The 16,097-nt window shown below is 36.2% G+C and carries 16 protein-coding genes and 1 pseudogene; 5 read left to right on the top strand and 12 right to left on the bottom strand.

The window, feature by feature from the left end; translation table 11 throughout:
- Positions 1-1,031, bottom strand: a 1,031-nt coding sequence (locus AC22ZQ_RS05950) for an aldehyde dehydrogenase family protein (protein ID WP_318957867.1), incomplete at its 3' end; no start/stop codon positions are given.
- A gap of 227 nt (positions 1,032-1,258) precedes the next feature.
- On the opposite strand from AC22ZQ_RS05950, the gene AC22ZQ_RS05945 reads away from it, so the two are divergent.
- The gene (locus tag AC22ZQ_RS05945; protein ID WP_318957866.1) at positions 1,259-1,582 is read left to right on the top strand and encodes a hypothetical protein; all 324 of its coding nucleotides are present in this window, start codon (positions 1,259-1,261) and stop codon (positions 1,580-1,582) included.
- Positions 1,583-1,592: 10 nt separating this feature from the next.
- Here the strand turns inward: AC22ZQ_RS05945 and AC22ZQ_RS05940 are convergent, their stop codons facing one another.
- From AC22ZQ_RS05940 to AC22ZQ_RS05925, 4 genes are all read right to left on the bottom strand, one after another.
- On the bottom strand, positions 1,593-1,928 hold the full coding sequence (locus AC22ZQ_RS05940; RefSeq protein WP_318957865.1) for a MerR family transcriptional regulator: 336 nt from the start codon (positions 1,926-1,928) through the stop codon (positions 1,593-1,595).
- Between the two features lie 16 nt (positions 1,929-1,944).
- Complete coding sequence (locus AC22ZQ_RS05935; RefSeq protein WP_318957864.1) at positions 1,945-2,727, bottom strand: hypothetical protein; 783 nt, start codon at positions 2,725-2,727, stop codon at positions 1,945-1,947.
- Positions 2,728-2,807: 80 nt separating this feature from the next.
- Positions 2,808-3,443 carry a hypothetical protein gene (locus AC22ZQ_RS05930; protein WP_318957863.1) on the bottom strand — a complete coding sequence of 212 codons (636 nt, stop codon included), beginning with the start codon at positions 3,441-3,443 and terminating at the stop codon, positions 2,808-2,810.
- Positions 3,444-3,721: 278 nt separating this feature from the next.
- A complete protein-coding gene (locus AC22ZQ_RS05925; protein ID WP_318957862.1) occupies positions 3,722-4,441 on the bottom strand; it encodes an NYN domain-containing protein in 720 nt (239 codons plus the stop codon).
- Positions 4,442-4,622: 181 nt separating this feature from the next.
- Between AC22ZQ_RS05925 and AC22ZQ_RS05920 the strand changes: the two genes are divergently transcribed.
- The gene (locus AC22ZQ_RS05920) at positions 4,623-5,234 is read left to right on the top strand and encodes a hypothetical protein (protein WP_318957861.1); all 612 of its coding nucleotides are present in this window, start codon (positions 4,623-4,625) and stop codon (positions 5,232-5,234) included.
- Between the two features lie 61 nt (positions 5,235-5,295).
- Here AC22ZQ_RS05920 and queA read toward each other — a convergent pair whose 3' ends face one another.
- From queA to AC22ZQ_RS05885, 7 genes are all read right to left on the bottom strand, one after another.
- Positions 5,296-6,345 carry a tRNA preQ1(34) S-adenosylmethionine ribosyltransferase-isomerase QueA gene (gene queA, locus AC22ZQ_RS05915; protein WP_318957860.1) on the bottom strand — a complete coding sequence of 350 codons (1,050 nt, stop codon included), beginning with the start codon at positions 6,343-6,345 and terminating at the stop codon, positions 5,296-5,298.
- A gap of 178 nt (positions 6,346-6,523) precedes the next feature.
- Positions 6,524-7,225 carry a tRNA pseudouridine(55) synthase TruB gene (truB, locus tag AC22ZQ_RS05910; protein ID WP_318957859.1) on the bottom strand — a complete coding sequence of 234 codons (702 nt, stop codon included), beginning with the start codon at positions 7,223-7,225 and terminating at the stop codon, positions 6,524-6,526.
- The gene (gene uppP, locus AC22ZQ_RS05905) at positions 7,225-8,037 is read right to left on the bottom strand and encodes an undecaprenyl-diphosphatase UppP (RefSeq protein WP_318957858.1); all 813 of its coding nucleotides are present in this window, start codon (positions 8,035-8,037) and stop codon (positions 7,225-7,227) included. Before uppP ends, truB begins: the two co-directional genes overlap by 1 nt.
- A gap of 12 nt (positions 8,038-8,049) precedes the next feature.
- A complete protein-coding gene (locus tag AC22ZQ_RS05900; RefSeq protein WP_318957857.1) occupies positions 8,050-8,307 on the bottom strand; it encodes a DUF3098 domain-containing protein in 258 nt (85 codons plus the stop codon).
- Positions 8,308-8,316: 9 nt separating this feature from the next.
- A complete protein-coding gene (locus AC22ZQ_RS05895) occupies positions 8,317-9,210 on the bottom strand; it encodes a cell division protein FtsX (RefSeq protein WP_318957856.1) in 894 nt (297 codons plus the stop codon).
- 168 nt (positions 9,211-9,378) lie between these two features.
- On the bottom strand, positions 9,379-12,282 hold the full coding sequence (locus AC22ZQ_RS05890; RefSeq protein WP_318957855.1) for a TonB-dependent receptor: 2,904 nt from the start codon (positions 12,280-12,282) through the stop codon (positions 9,379-9,381).
- Between the two features lie 317 nt (positions 12,283-12,599).
- Positions 12,600-13,940: a hypothetical protein gene (locus AC22ZQ_RS05885; protein ID WP_318957854.1), complete on the bottom strand. Its 1,341-nt coding sequence runs from the start codon at positions 13,938-13,940 to the stop codon at positions 12,600-12,602.
- 264 nt (positions 13,941-14,204) lie between these two features.
- Here AC22ZQ_RS05885 and AC22ZQ_RS05880 point away from each other — a divergent pair, with 264 nt between their 5' ends.
- From AC22ZQ_RS05880 to AC22ZQ_RS05870, 3 genes and pseudogenes are all read left to right on the top strand, one after another.
- Entirely contained in the window at positions 14,205-14,891 is a 687-nt protein-coding gene (locus tag AC22ZQ_RS05880) for a response regulator transcription factor (protein ID WP_318957853.1), read from the top strand.
- Positions 14,892-15,010: 119 nt separating this feature from the next.
- Positions 15,011-15,775: an exodeoxyribonuclease III gene (locus AC22ZQ_RS05875; protein WP_318957852.1), complete on the top strand. Its 765-nt coding sequence runs from the start codon at positions 15,011-15,013 to the stop codon at positions 15,773-15,775.
- 44 nt (positions 15,776-15,819) lie between these two features.
- A pseudogene (locus AC22ZQ_RS05870) lies at positions 15,820-16,097 on the top strand (hypothetical protein); the annotation flags it as partial.

The raw sequence follows: 16,097 nt of genomic DNA, 5'->3' as shown, positions 1-16,097 counted from the left end.
CCTTCTTCTTTGGCAAGTTCAACATAAGAAAGCACTTTTTCCATGTGCGGTTTACTCACCAATGCACCTAAATGTGCTTTTGGATCTGTAGGATTAGAAACTTTCGAATTCTTCACTTTTTCTACGAAGGCAGTTTTAAACTTATCGTAAATACTGCGCTCCACAAATATTCTAGAACCACATAAACAAATTTGACCTTGGTTGGCAAAACTAGAACGTACCGTAGTACTTAACATATCATCAAAATCGCAATCAGCAAAAATGATGTTCGGGTTTTTACCACCTAATTCCAAAGAAAGCTTTTTAAACATTGGAGCTGCAATACTTGCAATCGTTTGTCCAGTTTTTGTACCTCCCGTAAAGCTAATGGCTTTAATTTTTGGATGTCTAACCATGGCATCTCCTACGGTATGACCGTAACCGTGCAATATATTTAATACACCTGCAGGCATGCCAGACTCCTTTAAAACCTTACCTAACAAATATGCGGTGTAAGGAGTAATTTCTGATGGTTTAGCGATAACACAGTTACCTGCCGCTAAAGCTGGAGCAATTTTCCAAGAGAACAAATATAAAGGCAAGTTCCATGGAGAAATACATCCTACAATTCCTAATGGTTTACGCACAGTATAATTAACACCTACGCCTTCCATGTAGTGCGATTCTGAAGCGTAATGTTGAATTGCTGTAGCAAAGAATTTGAAGTTAGAAACAGCACGAGGGATATCTACATGTCCCGCCAACTTAACTGGCTTACCGTTATCTCTACTTTCAGCCGCAACAAATTCGTCCATGTATTTTTCAATACCAGTACTCACTTTCATAAGGATGTCACCTCTTTCTTCTTTGCTCATGTTAGACCAAATAGGAAAGGCAGCTTCTGCCGCTTTTACTGCTTCTTCAACATCTGCTGCGTTAGAATCTGGAATAAGGGAATAAACTTTCCCTGTTGCTGGTTCGTAGTTGTCTATATATTGATTGCTAGATGAGTTTGTGTACTCACCATTTACAAAGTTCTGTAATTTCTCCATGCATGTAAAAATTGGACTCTAAAATTACTATTTTCTCGTGAATTTTCGGGTGCTTCTGTGAAATAGAAATGGAGCAGCGCTAGTAGTTTGATTTCTTTTGAAAGATTATTGAAAAGTTACTACAGGGTGAAGGAGGTGTAAATAAAATTTCACCAAATCATCAAGGTTAACGTGGTGCTTAAATAGCTGGTCATGTATTGCTTAGTTTTAAATCAAAATTAAATGAAATGACACATATTTTTGAAACTGCAAAAAAGCTTTGCATTACGGCTTGGAAATACGGGTATAAAATCTCTAATTCAAGTGTTTACAATGAAAGTGGTTTGCGTATTGTAAAGTTGTCGCAAGACATTAATCTTACCCTACATGCTAGTAATAGTGATACACAAAACATAGAGGAAACGAAAACGAAAATCTCAGATTATAAAGCCCTGTTGGAAAAGTTGATGAATATGCACCCACAGCAAAAACAGTATTTAGAAGAGATGAATACTTATTTAACAGAACTGGTATCAGGTTTGAATTTAGGGGGACAAGTGAAAGCAGCTTAATCTTACTGTTTTACTTTCCTTCTTTTAATTTTATGAGTGCTGTTTTGATGCTCTCTAATTTATCAATCACTAAATCCTTTTCACTGTACACACTCTCTTTTTCTTTGATTGCTTTACGAGCACCATCTAAAGTATGTCCTTGCTCTTTAACAAGGTGATAAATTTTATTGAAGTTGGAGATGTCTTTGGGGGTAAAAAGTCGGTTCCCCTTTTTATTTTTTTTGGGTTTTATAACAGTAAATTCTTTTTCCCAAAAACGGATAAGTGAAGTATTTACCTCAAACATTTCTGCCACTTCCCCGATGGAGTAGTAAAGTTTTTTAAGATTTGCCTCATTTACCTTCATCGTTATAAAAGTAGTATTAGTTCGGCTTTGGATAACCTAAAACATAGATTTTTTTCATTTTATCTCCTATCGTTTCAATTTCCCAGACGTAGTCGTCTTGCATGTGTTCACCCATTAATTCTAACCAATCTGCTTTGGTGTAAGTTCTTACATTACTTACTGTTCCATCCCATGAAATAAGTAGGGGAAGGATGGGAATAAAATAAGTGAATAGAATTTGGTGCCAAGTTAATTTTTTCACCATGGGAGTAACAAAAAAGGGCATAATGATTCCGATGATGAAGTTGATTGGGAATAAGAATTTAGGAAAGCCATTGTCGCTGATTTCGTATACGCAGATGCTTTGTTTGTTAGTTTGAGCATTCAGTAATATTTCTTTAGCAATTTTTGGAGGCATGTGGTGCATGCTACATATCATGGTTACCAAGGTGTCTTCCTTTTTAGTATTCTCCACTGCATTTACCGGAGAGGATTGATAGTTGATATCAGCAACCCCTTTAAATTTTTGAATGGCTTGCTGGTTAGGATATAGATCGGTAAGTGTTAACTCCAAATTTTTAAAGCTAGATTCTTTTTTAAGTTCATGCAATACATCAGGCATAGGTCCTCCTGCTCCAGAACACAAGTCTTGAATATGAGAAGCATTAGAAATATTGAGAGCTTTCTTAATCACAAGGCTAAGGTCAATTTTTGTTTGAATGACACGGTGAAAAGCCTCGAGATAATTCGTCATACTATTGCGAAGAAAGTTGGGAAAAGCTTTAAAATCCTCAAATTCGAAAAGATGAATACGTTTCATGGGGGAGTGTTTGTGGTAAAGGTAGTGAATATTCGATTTTGATTTTATAATTTTCGTGACTCACCGCAATCCTGCCAGGATTATATGGTACAAATTCTCATGAATTCATTCATTCTATCAATATTTGAATGTCTATGGTTGTATTTGAAACAGTATTCATTAAGTATTCCTTGAATAAATAGTATTGAAACATTGTGATGCAAACCCTTGATATTCTTTATTAAGTTTTCTTGAATTTTTCGTTTCCAGTTGCGATTGATTTTCGAAGGAATTGAAGGTGATTTTTCCGTCTTTATTTTAATGTGACAGAGTTTTTTATGTCTATAGTTAGTAGATATGAATCTGCTAACTTTGAGCTTCAAGGCTTCAATCTTGTATTTCCCATAAAGCTCTACCTGAATATTGTCTTTTCTATTGTTTGGTGATTTTTGGATATAAAGAACCAATGAAATTGGAATACCAGGTGAGTCCAAGGAGTTTGTTCCAACTTCATCGCTTTGATGATCAAATAAGAGTAGATCATTTAAATGTGATGACTTTTTGATGTTATTTTTACTTAGTTCTTGCCTTATTTTCTTTACTGCATAGGATACAGTATCATGTCTTGTTTGCTTTGATAATCGTAAGATTTCAGAAATTGATCTAGTTTTCTTTCCATTTAAGACTAAGTATATGATTTCCATCCATTCGGCAAAAGTTAAATTGCTGTCGCGCATGAAACTAATACTTTTCATAGAAATTCTTGCAGAGCAACGGTTACATCTCCAACCTACAAAATTTGTTTTCCAGCAAATTTTTTTAGAAGTGCATTTTGGACAGCATGATATAGTTTTTTCGAGATGTTTCTTTAAAAATTGGATACAATTTTGCTCATCGTTGTACCTGCTATAAAATTCAGATAAGTTCATAGTAATTTAGGTTGATTATACCTAAAAGTTATGAAGTTTTTGGCTCTTAACCAAGAACTTGGCAAAATTGCGGTGAATCAATACCCTTACTTATTTTTCACATAAACCAACTTAAACCTACTATTCTCCTGCACCCTTCTTTCTATCTCAAATCCCTTCAATCCTTCAAACAAGGGCGTCAATTTTTCGTACCCGAAATTCCTAGGGTCAAAATTAGATTGTTTCTTCAATAATAAACTTCCTACATCACCCATAAATGCCCAACCATCATCATCCGCGGTATCGGCAACGGTTGATTTTAATAAACGTACCACCTTAGGTGTAATCTTGTCGATGTTAGTTTTCGATTTATTGTCATTATCGTCTTCTTGTTTATGGAGTATTTCTAAGTAGATGAATTTATCACACGCTACGATAAATGGTTCTGGTGTTTTCTTTTCACCAATACCATACACCAATAACCCGGCTTCTCGTAATCGAGTTGCCAATTTAGTAAAGTCAGAGTCTGATGAAGCCAAGCAAAAACCATCTACTTTTTCGGAGTACAAAATGTCCATGGCATCTATAATCATGGCTGAATCGGTAGCATTTTTTCCTTGTGTATAACTGTATTGTTGTATAGGATTGATGGCGTTTTCTAAGAGTACATTTTTCCATTTCGAAAGCTGTGGCTTGGTCCAATCTCCATAAATTCTTTTTACGGTTGGACTACCATATTTAGATACTTCCTCCATCATTTCCTTAATGTATTTTGAAGGTATATTATCACCATCAATTAAAACGGCAAGTTTGATTTCTTTTCTCATATTTTTTCGGTCTCCTCTAAAGATAACAAGATTTTGATAGTAAGTTGGTTTTACACTTCCCTTGAATTTTATTCAGGATTGTGTGAAGGTGTATGCTCCTAAGTGGAATGATTATGTAATGTATAGGATTGGATATCTGAATGATAATAAGTAATTTCAGCCATCATCCTTAAGTTTAACCATGAAAAAATTAACCACCCTCGTGTTAACAAGCATTTTGTTAATGGGTTCTTGTATAAATCCAGATCATTATGCTCCAGCGCCTGTAGAAAAAACGGTGATTGTTGTAACAGAACAACGGCAACCTTTACCCAATAATACAGAGATTCCACTCTTTTTTAAGAAAGAACAAAATGTACCTGAGTACAACAAAATAGCACATATAGAAGTTGTAGGTAACGAGTGGTATTCAGTAGATCAACTCATTAACAACCTAAAATATGAAGCCCATAAATTGGGGGCGAATGCTTTGGTGAATGTTGAATTCGGTGAAGACATATTTAACGTAGAAAAGTCAAGAATTCTAGCGGATACTTTGTACGACGCAAAGGAAATGCGAGTGAAGAGAAAAACAAAACTCAGACAGTTTATGCGTGGACTTGCTGTAGTGATGGATAGTACAACATTACCCGTTGCCAATGATTCAATTGCTTCTCATATTGAGTATATCAAGGAAGAAAGAAAGAATAGAGAATTGGCAGAAGCTAAAGGAAGTAATAATCGCATTGTGAACATTACGATAATTGGTGCGGGAATCATTGCAGCAATTATCGCTTCAACGGCAGGAGGATAGAAAATTTTGCCAATAAAAAAGGCGGTTTAATATAAACCGCCTTTCTAATATTTCAGCTTTCTTACAAGATTAACATTGCGTCACCGTAAGAGTAGAATTTGTATTTTTCTTTAATCGCTTCTTGGTAAGCTTCCATCATTAATTCGTGTCCCATGTAAGCAGATACCATCATTAACAATGTTGAAGAAGGTGTGTGCAAGTTCGTAATCATTGCATCTGCAATACTGAACTCGTATGGAGGGAAGATAAACTTGTTTGTCCATCCATCAAATGGTTTCAACAAGCTTTCTGTAGAAACTGATGACTCAATAGCACGCATAGATGTAGTACCAATCGCAATCACTTTCTTTTTGTTTTTCTTCGCTTCGTTTACTTTATCAGCACATTTCTGTGTAATTGTAACTTGCTCAGAATCCATTTTGTGTTTCGTTAAATCCTCTACTTCAACAGGTCTAAATGTTCCTAAACCTACGTGTAAAGTGATTTCAGCGAAATCAATTCCTTTGATCTCTAAGCGCTTCAATAAGTTTTTAGAGAAGTGTAATCCTGCAGTTGGTGCAGCTACAGCTCCCTCTTCAGAAGCGTAAATAGTTTGGTATCTTTCTTCATCCTCTTCTTCAACTTCTCTTTTGATGTATTTTGGAAGTGGAGTTTCACCTAATTCAGTAATCTTAGCTTTAAATTCTTCGTAAGTACCGTCAAATAGGAAACGTAAAGTTCTACCTCTCGATGTTGTATTGTCTATAACTTCGGCAACTAGTGATTCGTCTTCTCCGAAGTATAATTTGTTACCAATTCTGATTTTTCTTGCTGGGTCAACTAATACATCCCACAACAAGCTTTCTCTGTTCAATTCTCTCAATAAGAAAACCTCAATTTTAGCTCCAGTTTTTTCTTTGTTCCCGTACATACGAGCTGGAAATACCTTGGTATTGTTTCTTATCATTACATCCCCTTCATCGAAGTAATCAATTACATCTTTGAAAAGTTTATGTTCTATTTTACCAGTATCTCTATGCACAACCATTAATCGTGCTTCATCTCTGTTTTTGCTTGGGTATTCAGCAATTAATTCTTCTGGTAATTCAAAATTGAACTCTGATAATTTCATGTGTTAAACTAATTTTTACTCGCATTACGGTGCGATAATTAAAAATACTTGCGTTTTCTTCTTCTTTAGGGGCATAATTAGAATTCAACACCAAATCTACTTTTGGGGAGTAAAGCTGTGATAAATAATAATTTATGGTCCTTTCCCTACCGTGAAGAGGGCTACAAAGTTAATAAATTTATTCTGTAGCAGATACTTCTGTTTCTTCAATAATTTCAAGCCATTGATCAACTGTCTTGGCTGTGTCAATTGAGAAGTCTCCAGATTTTGTACGTCGTAGCGCGGTTAAAGTTCCTCCGCTATCTAATTTTTTTCCAAAATCACTTGCAATTGACCTAATATAGGTTCCTTTAGAACAAGAAATTTCAAAATCAATTTCGGGGAATCTGCTGCTGTCTATACGAAAAGAGCTAATGTTAATGAGGTTTTTACGCATCTTTATCTCTACCCCTTTTCGAGCACTTTCATAGGCGCGTTTACCGTCAATTTTTTTAGCGGAAAATACGGGGGGAGTTTGCAATTGTTCACCCAAAAAACTTTGTCTAACTTCTTCTAGTAATTCCTCAGTAATGTGTTCGGTTGGAAATTCCTGATCGTATTCCGTTTCTAAATCAAAACTAGGTGTAGTTTTTCCTAAAAGTATGGTCCCTGTGTAGGTCTTGTCATCTGCCATGAGTTCTTGACTCATTTTAGTAGCCTTCCCCGTGCAAATAATTAAAAGTCCTGTAGCCAATGGGTCTAAGGTACCGGCATGACCTACTTTAAATTTTTTCTGGTTGTATTTCTTACGTAGTTTCCAACGCAATTTATTTACCACATCAAATGATGTCCATTCCAAAGGTTTGTCCACCAATAATACTTCACCTGCTTTAAAATCCATTAAACGAAAAATAGAGAATATGTAATGGCTACAACTCCTGCTGCAGCACAATAAATTGCAAAGGAAGTCAATTTAGCCTTTTTCACCAAGGCAATCATCCATTTACACGCAACTAATCCTGTAAAGAAAGCAACGATGAAACCTACAAGTAGAGGTAAAGTTTCGATTGTATTCTCTCCTCCGGCATCCATGTAATCTTTTCCTTTTTTGAGCATGGCACCAAGGATAAGTGGGAGCACCATTAAAAATGAGAAACGCGCCATTTTTTCGCGATTTACTCCTAATAAGATTCCTGTTGCAATGGTAGAACCAGAACGAGAAATACCAGGCAATACTGCTATGGCTTGAGCAATACCAATGACAAAAGCATTTTTAGCATTGAGTTCCTTGGTTTGTGTTTTGCTCTTTTCCGTAAAGTATAAAAGTGCTGCAGTAAATAGTAAACAAATTCCAACGATAATTAACCCAAAGTATTGATTGTCTTTTTGAGTGATAGAATCTATCATATCATCCAACGTTAGACCTACGATTCCTGCAGGTATCATTGAAAGGATGATGTACCAAGAAAACTTCGTCTCTGCGTTATTTTTAAATTGAAATAATCCCTTGAAGATGGAAACAATGTCTTTCCAAAAGATAACCACTGTACTCAGTGCTGTTGCCAAGTGTAGAACGATAGTGAATAGCAAAGGTTCTTCAGAAAACTTTTGCATCATTACTTGACCTAAAAAAATATGCCCACTACTAGAGACGGGCAAAAATTCTGTTAATCCTTGGATCAATCCAAGGATGATAGCATCTAAAATATCCATGTAAGGAGTATGTTATTTTGTAGAATCTGAATTACGAGGTTTTTTCATAATACCCCAGATGATTACAGCGTACCCCAAAACGATTAAAATGGGAGCAACAGTTAAACGTACTTCTGAGAATAATTCTTCAGCGTTGAAGTCGTTAGGGTCTTCAACTCCTCCACCTTGCATAAGGTAGAATCCGATGAAATTTAATACAACTCCTGCTATTAAGTAGATGTAGTTTTCTTTGGCAAAAACGAATCTGTTGTTACTGTCTTTTGATTCCATGGTACTAAATTAATATAAATCATCGAGTTTCTTGCGCAAATATTTGTTAAGAGCAAACCAAGTAGATAAAATACTTATGACGCTCCCTAGGGCAAGTAATGACCCGAATAAAATTCCGAGGTTGGTTAAGGTGTAGTCTATATCTATGCTAAAGAAATAGCTTTCAATCACAAAAAAGGCTCCCGTTAATAGGGCCATTCCCAAAACAGCAGAGATAATTCCTTGCAGTATGGAATGCCATAAAAAGGGGCGGCGAATAAAACGCGGTTTGGCACCTACCAATTGCATGGTTTTTATTGTAAATCTTTTGCTGTATAATGAAAGTCGGATGGTATTATTAATAATGGCAAATGCAACGATGATGAGCAAGAAGGCTAAAATGGCAAATACATAAATTGCTTTTAAAAAACCGAGGTTTACATTTTCCAATTCTTGTTCGTTGTAGTTGATTTCGGTAATCTTGTTTGGATAAGCTGCCAATAGCTCCGTCTTTAAAGCTTTGATTGCTTCTGGAGTAGCAATACTTGCCTTAGGATGAAAAGTGATGGAAGGAGGAAGAGGACTCTCGCCTTCGTAAATTTCCTTAATGGCATTGATTTCCGCTGAATTCCCATCATTAAAAACTTCTAATGCTCTATCTGGAGAAACAAACCAAGCCTCTTTGATTTGATCAAATTTCTTTAAGTCTTGCTCTATGAATTTAATGTCAGAATTATTCAAAGAAGGGTCGAAAAACAAATCGATCTCTATGTTTTCCTTGGAAGCATTTTGTAGGTTCTCGAACCACAAATAGGTTCCGATTACCATACCTAGCATAAAAAGTACAAGAGATATTCCAACGATTACAGAAACGTAGCTGGTCTGCAATCCTCTCTTGTTGTATTTTTCTATGCCTTTTGCCATGGCACGAATATAATTAAAAGTTGTTTACCTGCTTTTGAAGCGAGTTACAGTTTTCAGCTACTACCTTTTAATAAGTCTAAAAAATAAGAAAACACTGCCCAAATGATATGAACAGCGTTTTCTCTTCTTAGATATCGCTATTTGAACGGATAGCTTTTTTAATATTATTTAGAAGGTAAATGTTACAGATCCTGAGAAGCTCATTCCTCTGTAGAATGAATCGTAGATTTGAGAATCTGACATGTATGATTGATAAACTCTTTGGCGCTTTTGATTCAACAAGTTCTGTGCTGAAATACTTGCTTTCCAATTCTGCTCTTCTCCAAACTTCTTAGAGATTTTAAAGTTTAACGAATGGAAAGGCTTTTCGTAGACATTTGGTAAACGTCCAATACCTACTACTGATAATCTTTCTCCTTGTACGTTGTAGTTGATGTTAATATCCAATCCTAACGGACGATTTACATAGTTTAAGTAAGAGTTGATGATGAAAGGAGATTGTCCAGACATAGATCTGTATTGTCCAATAACCTCACCGTCTCTTGCATTTTCTTCTCGAATCTGTTTTTCTGTAACAGTTTCGTTTCCTTTATCAATCAATACTTTTGACATATCGATTCTCGAGTTAACGTATGTAGCGTTCAATCCGAAGTATAAAGATTTACTTGCAGTGTCTGAAGAGTTAAAGTTTGTAATTCTTTGTCTTACTTCGAATTCAAACCCGAAGATATCAGCTTGACCAGCATTGATAGGTTTCACTTCACTTGGAGCAACATCGAAAGAAACGATTTCAATAGGATTGATAAATTTCTTGTAGAAAGCACTTACCGAATACACCTGTGCATTTGGTAGGTAAGCTTCCCAACGGATGTCTGCATTGTAAATATCTGTTTGAATCAGATCGATATTACCGTTGTAACGTCTACCTTGGATGGGGTCATAGATTTGAGAGATAGACTTTTCTTTAAACGATGGTCTTGCCAAAGTTTGAGAAAGAGCAGCTCTTAAATTCATTTTAACTTTTGTGCTATCTGGGTGAGATAATCTATACTTTACATTTAATGAAGGCAATACATTTAATTCATCCAACACTTTTTCATTTCTGTAATTGATCGTGTTTGAAGAGTTTTGTCCTGTGTAGTAGTTATCTGCTTTTTCAATTCTAGCTCCATAAACAAATTCCAAACGATTTGTTAGCGGCAATACGTGCATACCGTATACTGCAGCTACATTTTGAGAAGCTTGGAAAGAGTTTGCCAATTCGCGTTCACCTTTTGCGTAAGTTCCTTGATCTGTTTCTGTGCTCCAAATGTTTTCTGGTAAAAAGTAATCATCTGGATTTCCGCTGTATTCAGTTGCATTCTCCACTAAGAAAATGTAATCGTAAACATCAAATGTTCTGTTCTTGTAGGTGTTCATTGCACCCACTTTTAAGTTAGATACAATGGAGTCTCCGTTTTTCTTACGAATTACAAGGTCTCTATCCATATCATAACGCGCAGAAATATTGTATTCACTTAAAGATCTAAATGTTCTTTTAATCTCAGCTCCAACTGCTTGGTTCAGTGCGTATCGTCTCCCTCCGTTTCCGTCGTCTTCAACTTCTAATGCTGTAGAACGAACATCAGGGTCTTGAATAGATGAGTAAGTTGGAGAAACTTTCCAGTTAATGTTCCATTTGTTCAATTGCTGTTTAGCAGAGAAGTTTAAGTTAGAAACAGAACGTTGTGTGTACTGTAAACCATTTTTGTCCAATATACCAGGGTTTGACTCAAAGTTTTCTTGAATCAAGTGTGCAGCTTGTGATAATCCACTTTGTGTGTGAAATGCTGTTAATGAGAATGATGATCCGTTTTTAACCTTTAAAGTTTGACCGAATAATGCAGACCATGTTACTTCTTGCTCACCCATAGATCCTCTACTTTCTCTATCTCTGTAGATTTGGTTGATGCTTTTGTCTTGATCTTTTCTGTATTCGTTAAAGATTACCTCTTCAACAAATCTGTAGTTGTTTCTGTAGTTGGCAACGAAGTTATATCCGTACTTCAAGTTCTTTCTATTAAACACACTATCACGACTGTTTCCTAATACCAAACCAAAGTTGTTGTTCAATCCGGAGAACATTTGTGAAGCAGCCATCGTTCCAGAGAACTGAGATGTCATTGTATTTAATCTTGGGTCGTTTTGAGTAGGGTCTGGAAATTTAGCGTAAGGACTAACAGGTAATTTACGTGTTCCATCATCAAATCCTAAGAAGTCTAATTTACCTCCTTGATACAATAAGAAATCATTGCGTAAAGAAGCCTCAGTGTTGTATCCTAAACCAGCTTTAATTTGGAAAGTAGCTTTTTCCTGAAAATCTTTTGTTTTGATGTTTACTACACCACCTGTAAAGTCACCTTGTAAATCTGGTGTAAAGGTTTTAAATACTGTAATGTTGTCTACAACGCTTGTTGGGAAGATATCCATCTGTACAGAGTTTTTGTCTGGGTCCAATCCAGGAATCTCCATACTGTTTAAAACAGTTTTCGTATATCTATCTCCTAAACCTCTTACAAATACATCTTTTCCATCAACGATAGAGATTCCAGGTATTTGTTGTACGGCATCTGCTACGTTGTTAGCAGGAGTTTTTTGAATGGCATCGCTGGTCATTACCTCTGTAGTAGCTTTTGCCTTTTGCTTTGCTTCTAATCCAGCGGCAATAGATGTGGCGTTTAATTTTTCTGCTACAATTGTAATTTCTTCTAAACCAGTAATGGGTGTTAACGCAACGTTTAATTCAACTACTTTTCCTGCTTCGACTACTACCTCTTCTGAATGGTCTTGATATTCAGCCTTTTCATAAAAGACAATAGTGTAAGTTCCAGGATCAAGTCTTAATGCGTACTCACCGTCAATTCCGGTAGTTGCTCCAATGTTCATTCCCTCTGGAGAAACTTTAGCAATGAATTCAATTCCTGCACCAGTTTTTGCATCGGTAACGAAACCTGTAATTGTTCCTTTCTCTTGGGCAAAACTCGTTAAGGTTAACAAGCAAAATGTGATACCTAAGAATAATAAATTTTTCATAACCTTTAAATTCTAATTGATCAATTGTTGTTCAGGCAACTGACTTTTTCTATTTGTTTTGTTTGCACTTAAGTACTTGATTCAATTTGTGTTTGGACCTAAATGCGCTGCAAAGATCAGCTAACATTGTTACTGTGAGGTGATCTGTGTTTTATTAGTGTTTTAAAGTAATGTTAAGCCTGTGTTAAGCCCTTTATTCATGGTGGATACAGCTGTTTTTTGGACCTTTGATGAGGTAGTTTTTTTCATAAAAAAAGCGCCTACCGAAGTAAGCGCTTTTCTATTTTTATATACTCTATATAATTCGGTCTGTCGAATTAAAGTTTACCTTTCTCAGCTGCCCAAGTCCAAGAGAATGCTGATGCATCACCTCCAACTGTTGCAGTGGTAACGATAGAAGGATTAGCAGCAGTTTCTGCAGCGATTTCTTCAACTGAAGTCACACATGCATCAGCTCCATCCGTTCCTGTGTATACTGAAATTGCGTTATCAACATTTGAAGCACCAACTACTTCAACATTTGTGAATACTAATTTACCATCAACTGTTAAGTGAGTGAATGCATCTGTTTTAACTGTACAGTTACCAGCGTCAGAGAATGAAGTTCTGAATTTAGCAGCATTTGTAGCGTATCCTGAGAAAACAACATTTTCTAATGTACCCTGCGCTTTAGATTTAAGATCAGATCCAGATCCTGCACCTACAGCTGTAATTACAGTACCATTTTTCAAGGTAAACATTCCGTCTGTGTATGTTGATCCTTCTGGTCCGTCAATTTCTAAACCTTCATCAGAATCAGTTCCTCCAATTACGAAGAAGTTGTTTACTGTACCAGAGTAGTTCATGTCGATATCAATACCATCATCTCCTTGGAATCCAACGATAGCGTTATCGATGTTTACTGTTCCTCCAAAGAATTCGATACCGTCATCTAAGTTAGACATTACCTCGATATTGTTGATAGTAGTTCCGTTACCAACACCACCTAAAGTTAATCCGTTGATTTCGTTACCAGCTCCGATTAAAGCTCCACCATGACGGATAGAGATGTAAGTCATAACCCCTGAGTTATCAGCAGCGTCAGATCCTCCGAATGCACCGTATGTTTCTGTTGCTGGAATACCTTCGATTTGAGTTTCTGTATCTCCGTTTTCAGCAGATGTTGGTGCCGCTCCTAAAACGATAACTCCACCCCATTTTCCAGTGTCTTTTTCGTCTAAGTTATTTCCAGAAGTTTGTCCGATTTCGATATTGTCTAAAACTGATGTGAAGATGATTGGCTTTGCAGCTGTTCCTTGAGCATCAATTTTAGCTCCTTTTGCAATGATTAAAGCAGATGCGTTGTTTCCTGTTCCTTCAGCTCCTTTGATAATTGTTCCTGGTTCAATCGTTAATGTTGCTCCTGCAGAAACAAATACTCGACCTTCTAAGATGTATACCTTATCAGCTGTCCAAGTTTCGTCAGACGAAATTTCTCCTGACTTCTTTACTTCAGACTCATCAGATGCGTATTCACATGATCCGTCATCCTTATCTGCGTCTTCATTATAGTTGATGGCAGTTTCATCCATACAACCTTTTTCCTTACATGAAACGGTTCCTAATGTTAGTGCCCCTGCAACTAATGCCATTCCTACGATTTGTGTTTTCTTTTTCATTTTAATTATTTATTTCGGTGCAAAGATGAGGCAACACTGTTACTGTGAGGTAACCCGAGTTTTATTAGTTATTTAAAGTAATGTTACGAAATAGTTAACCCCAGTAAATACAGGTGTTTTAGAAGTTTTTTTGTGTGGAATTCATGCTGAAATTGTTTGTTAATATTAACTTAATATTGAGGTGTATTTGTTAAACATAGCTTAACCTCATCGAAAAGTTAGCTTGATGTCTATAGGGTAATTTTGTGGCAAACACCAGAAGAAATGACAGCTAAGAAAATTGTATTAGTAGACGACGAACAAGATATACTTAGTATGCTCGAGTACAACCTAGAAAAAGGGGGGTACAATGTACACAAGGCAAATGACGGTATTAGCGGGGTTGAACTCGTTAAAAAAGTAAAGCCGGATTTAGTCTTACTAGATGTAATGATGCCAGGAATGGATGGCATAGAAGTTTGCCAAACCATTAGAGATATAGAAGAAATCAACCAACCAGTAATTGCTATGCTTACTTCAAGGGCAGAAGATTATTCACAGATTGCAGGTTTTGATGCCGGTGCAGATGATTATATAACCAAACCAATTCGCCCAAGATTATTACTTTCTAGAATTGAAGCATTATTGAGGAGATCTAGCTTCCAATCGGGATCACCTAAAAACGGAAACCAAGTTCACTATATAGATAAAGAACGTTTTGTATTGGTGAACAACGGTGAAGATGTGCTTTTACCTAAGAAAGAATTTGAATTAATTGAGCTCCTATTGTCAGCTCCTGGAAAGGTGTTTACCAGAGATCGAATTTTAGACAAAGTTTGGGGGAATGATACTGTAGTAGGAGAAAGAACCATAGATGTACACATACGAAAACTAAGAGAGAAGATAGGGGATCAAACCATAAGAACCATTAAAGGAGTAGGGTATACCTATGAAAAACCAGCAATGGCTTAATTGAAAAACATAGAACGACAGTTGTGAAGGTCTGGCAATATTATTTGTCAGACCTTTTTTTATTGTATTCTTCTTACTTCTACATAGGCATGACCTATAGATTTTCTATTTTTATGCCCATGAGAATAGTATCTTTTAACGTAAATGGAATTCGTGCCATCTTAAAAAAAGATTTTGCACGCGATGTAGAAATAATGAACCCAGACATATTGTGTTTACAAGAAACCAAAGCACAGGATGATCAGGTAGCAGAAGCATTAGCTGATTTTAAGGATTACCATATTTACTCTAATTCTGCAGTTAAGAAGGGATATTCAGGAACGGCAATTATGTCGAAAGAAAAGCCTCTTTCTGTAGATTTTGATTTAAAAATTGAAGAACACGATCAAGAGGGAAGAGTTACTTGTGCAGAATACAAAGATTACTATGTAGTTACGGTATACGTTCCTAATTCTAAAAATGACCTTTCTCGTTTAGATTATAGAACTACTTGGGACGAGGCTTTGTTGAATTATGTAAAGGAATTAGAGGCTAAGAAACCAGTAGTTATTTGTGGTGATTTTAATGTGGCGCATAAAGAAATAGATTTAGCAAGACCCAAGCAGAACTACGATAAAAGTGCTGGTTTTACGCAAAAAGAAATTGACGGAATGGATGCCTTTACCAGCAATGGATTGGTAGATACTTTTAGAGCATTGAATCCAGAACAAATAAAGTATTCTTGGTGGAGCTACCGTGGCGGAGCAAGAGCAAAGAACGTAGGCTGGAGAATAGATTACTTTTTAGTATCAGAAAGCTTGATGCCGCGTGTTAAGAAAGCTCAAATTTTAAATGAAATTATGGGATCAGACCATTGTCCTGTCTTGGTTGAATTGGAGGATTAAGATCCAATCTGCCAATTTAAACGTATATAGAATAACGCATGTTTATGAAGCACGGAAGGCATATAATAGTAGTGGTTATGCTTCTTTCGTGCTTCATTAGTTTTGGTCAAACCGACACCTTGAAGCAAAAGATAAAGATTGTTGGACTTCCTATCGTATACTATCAACCAGAAACTCGCTTAGCAGTGGGGGTAGCTGGGTTTTTAAGTTTCAAAACAGACCCTTATCAAAAAGACAGCTTAAATTGGTCGCAAATTGCACTGGGCGGTGCCTATACCCAAGAAAAGCAAATACTTACTTACGCCTCATTTGATGTGTGGAT

This window comes from Lishizhenia sp., assembly GCF_057456495.1.
The sequence above is the reverse complement of the archived record's forward strand: the minus strand, read 5'-3'. Positions and strand labels throughout refer to the sequence as shown.

What these genes read in the sequence shown, in the direction of transcription:
- AC22ZQ_RS05925 (WP_318957862.1), bottom strand. Translation starts at nt 4,441, where the DNA reads ATGAGAAAAGAAATCAAACTTGCCGTTTTAATTGATGGTGATAATATA.
- truB (WP_318957859.1), bottom strand. Translation starts at nt 7,225, where the DNA reads ATGGATTTTAAAGCAGGTGAAGTATTATTGGTGGACAAACCTTTGGAA.
- AC22ZQ_RS05935 (WP_318957864.1), bottom strand. Translation starts at nt 2,727, where the DNA reads ATGAAACGTATTCATCTTTTCGAATTTGAGGATTTTAAAGCTTTTCCC.
- AC22ZQ_RS05930 (WP_318957863.1), bottom strand. Translation starts at nt 3,443, where the DNA reads ATGCGCGACAGCAATTTAACTTTTGCCGAATGGATGGAAATCATATAC.
- AC22ZQ_RS05900 (WP_318957857.1), bottom strand. Translation starts at nt 8,307, where the DNA reads ATGGAATCAAAAGACAGTAACAACAGATTCGTTTTTGCCAAAGAAAAC.
- AC22ZQ_RS05895 (WP_318957856.1), bottom strand. Translation starts at nt 9,210, where the DNA reads ATGGCAAAAGGCATAGAAAAATACAACAAGAGAGGATTGCAGACCAGC.
- AC22ZQ_RS05875 (WP_318957852.1), top strand. Translation starts at nt 15,011, where the DNA reads ATGAGAATAGTATCTTTTAACGTAAATGGAATTCGTGCCATCTTAAAA.
- queA (WP_318957860.1), bottom strand. Translation starts at nt 6,345, where the DNA reads ATGAAATTATCAGAGTTCAATTTTGAATTACCAGAAGAATTAATTGCT.
- uppP (WP_318957858.1), bottom strand. Translation starts at nt 8,037, where the DNA reads ATGGATATTTTAGATGCTATCATCCTTGGATTGATCCAAGGATTAACA.
- AC22ZQ_RS05890 (WP_318957855.1), bottom strand. Translation starts at nt 12,282, where the DNA reads ATGAAAAATTTATTATTCTTAGGTATCACATTTTGCTTGTTAACCTTA.
- AC22ZQ_RS05885 (WP_318957854.1), bottom strand. Translation starts at nt 13,940, where the DNA reads ATGAAAAAGAAAACACAAATCGTAGGAATGGCATTAGTTGCAGGGGCA.
- AC22ZQ_RS05940 (WP_318957865.1), bottom strand. Translation starts at nt 1,928, where the DNA reads ATGAAGGTAAATGAGGCAAATCTTAAAAAACTTTACTACTCCATCGGG.
- AC22ZQ_RS05945 (WP_318957866.1), top strand. Translation starts at nt 1,259, where the DNA reads ATGACACATATTTTTGAAACTGCAAAAAAGCTTTGCATTACGGCTTGG.
- AC22ZQ_RS05920 (WP_318957861.1), top strand. Translation starts at nt 4,623, where the DNA reads ATGAAAAAATTAACCACCCTCGTGTTAACAAGCATTTTGTTAATGGGT.
- AC22ZQ_RS05880 (WP_318957853.1), top strand. Translation starts at nt 14,205, where the DNA reads ATGACAGCTAAGAAAATTGTATTAGTAGACGACGAACAAGATATACTT.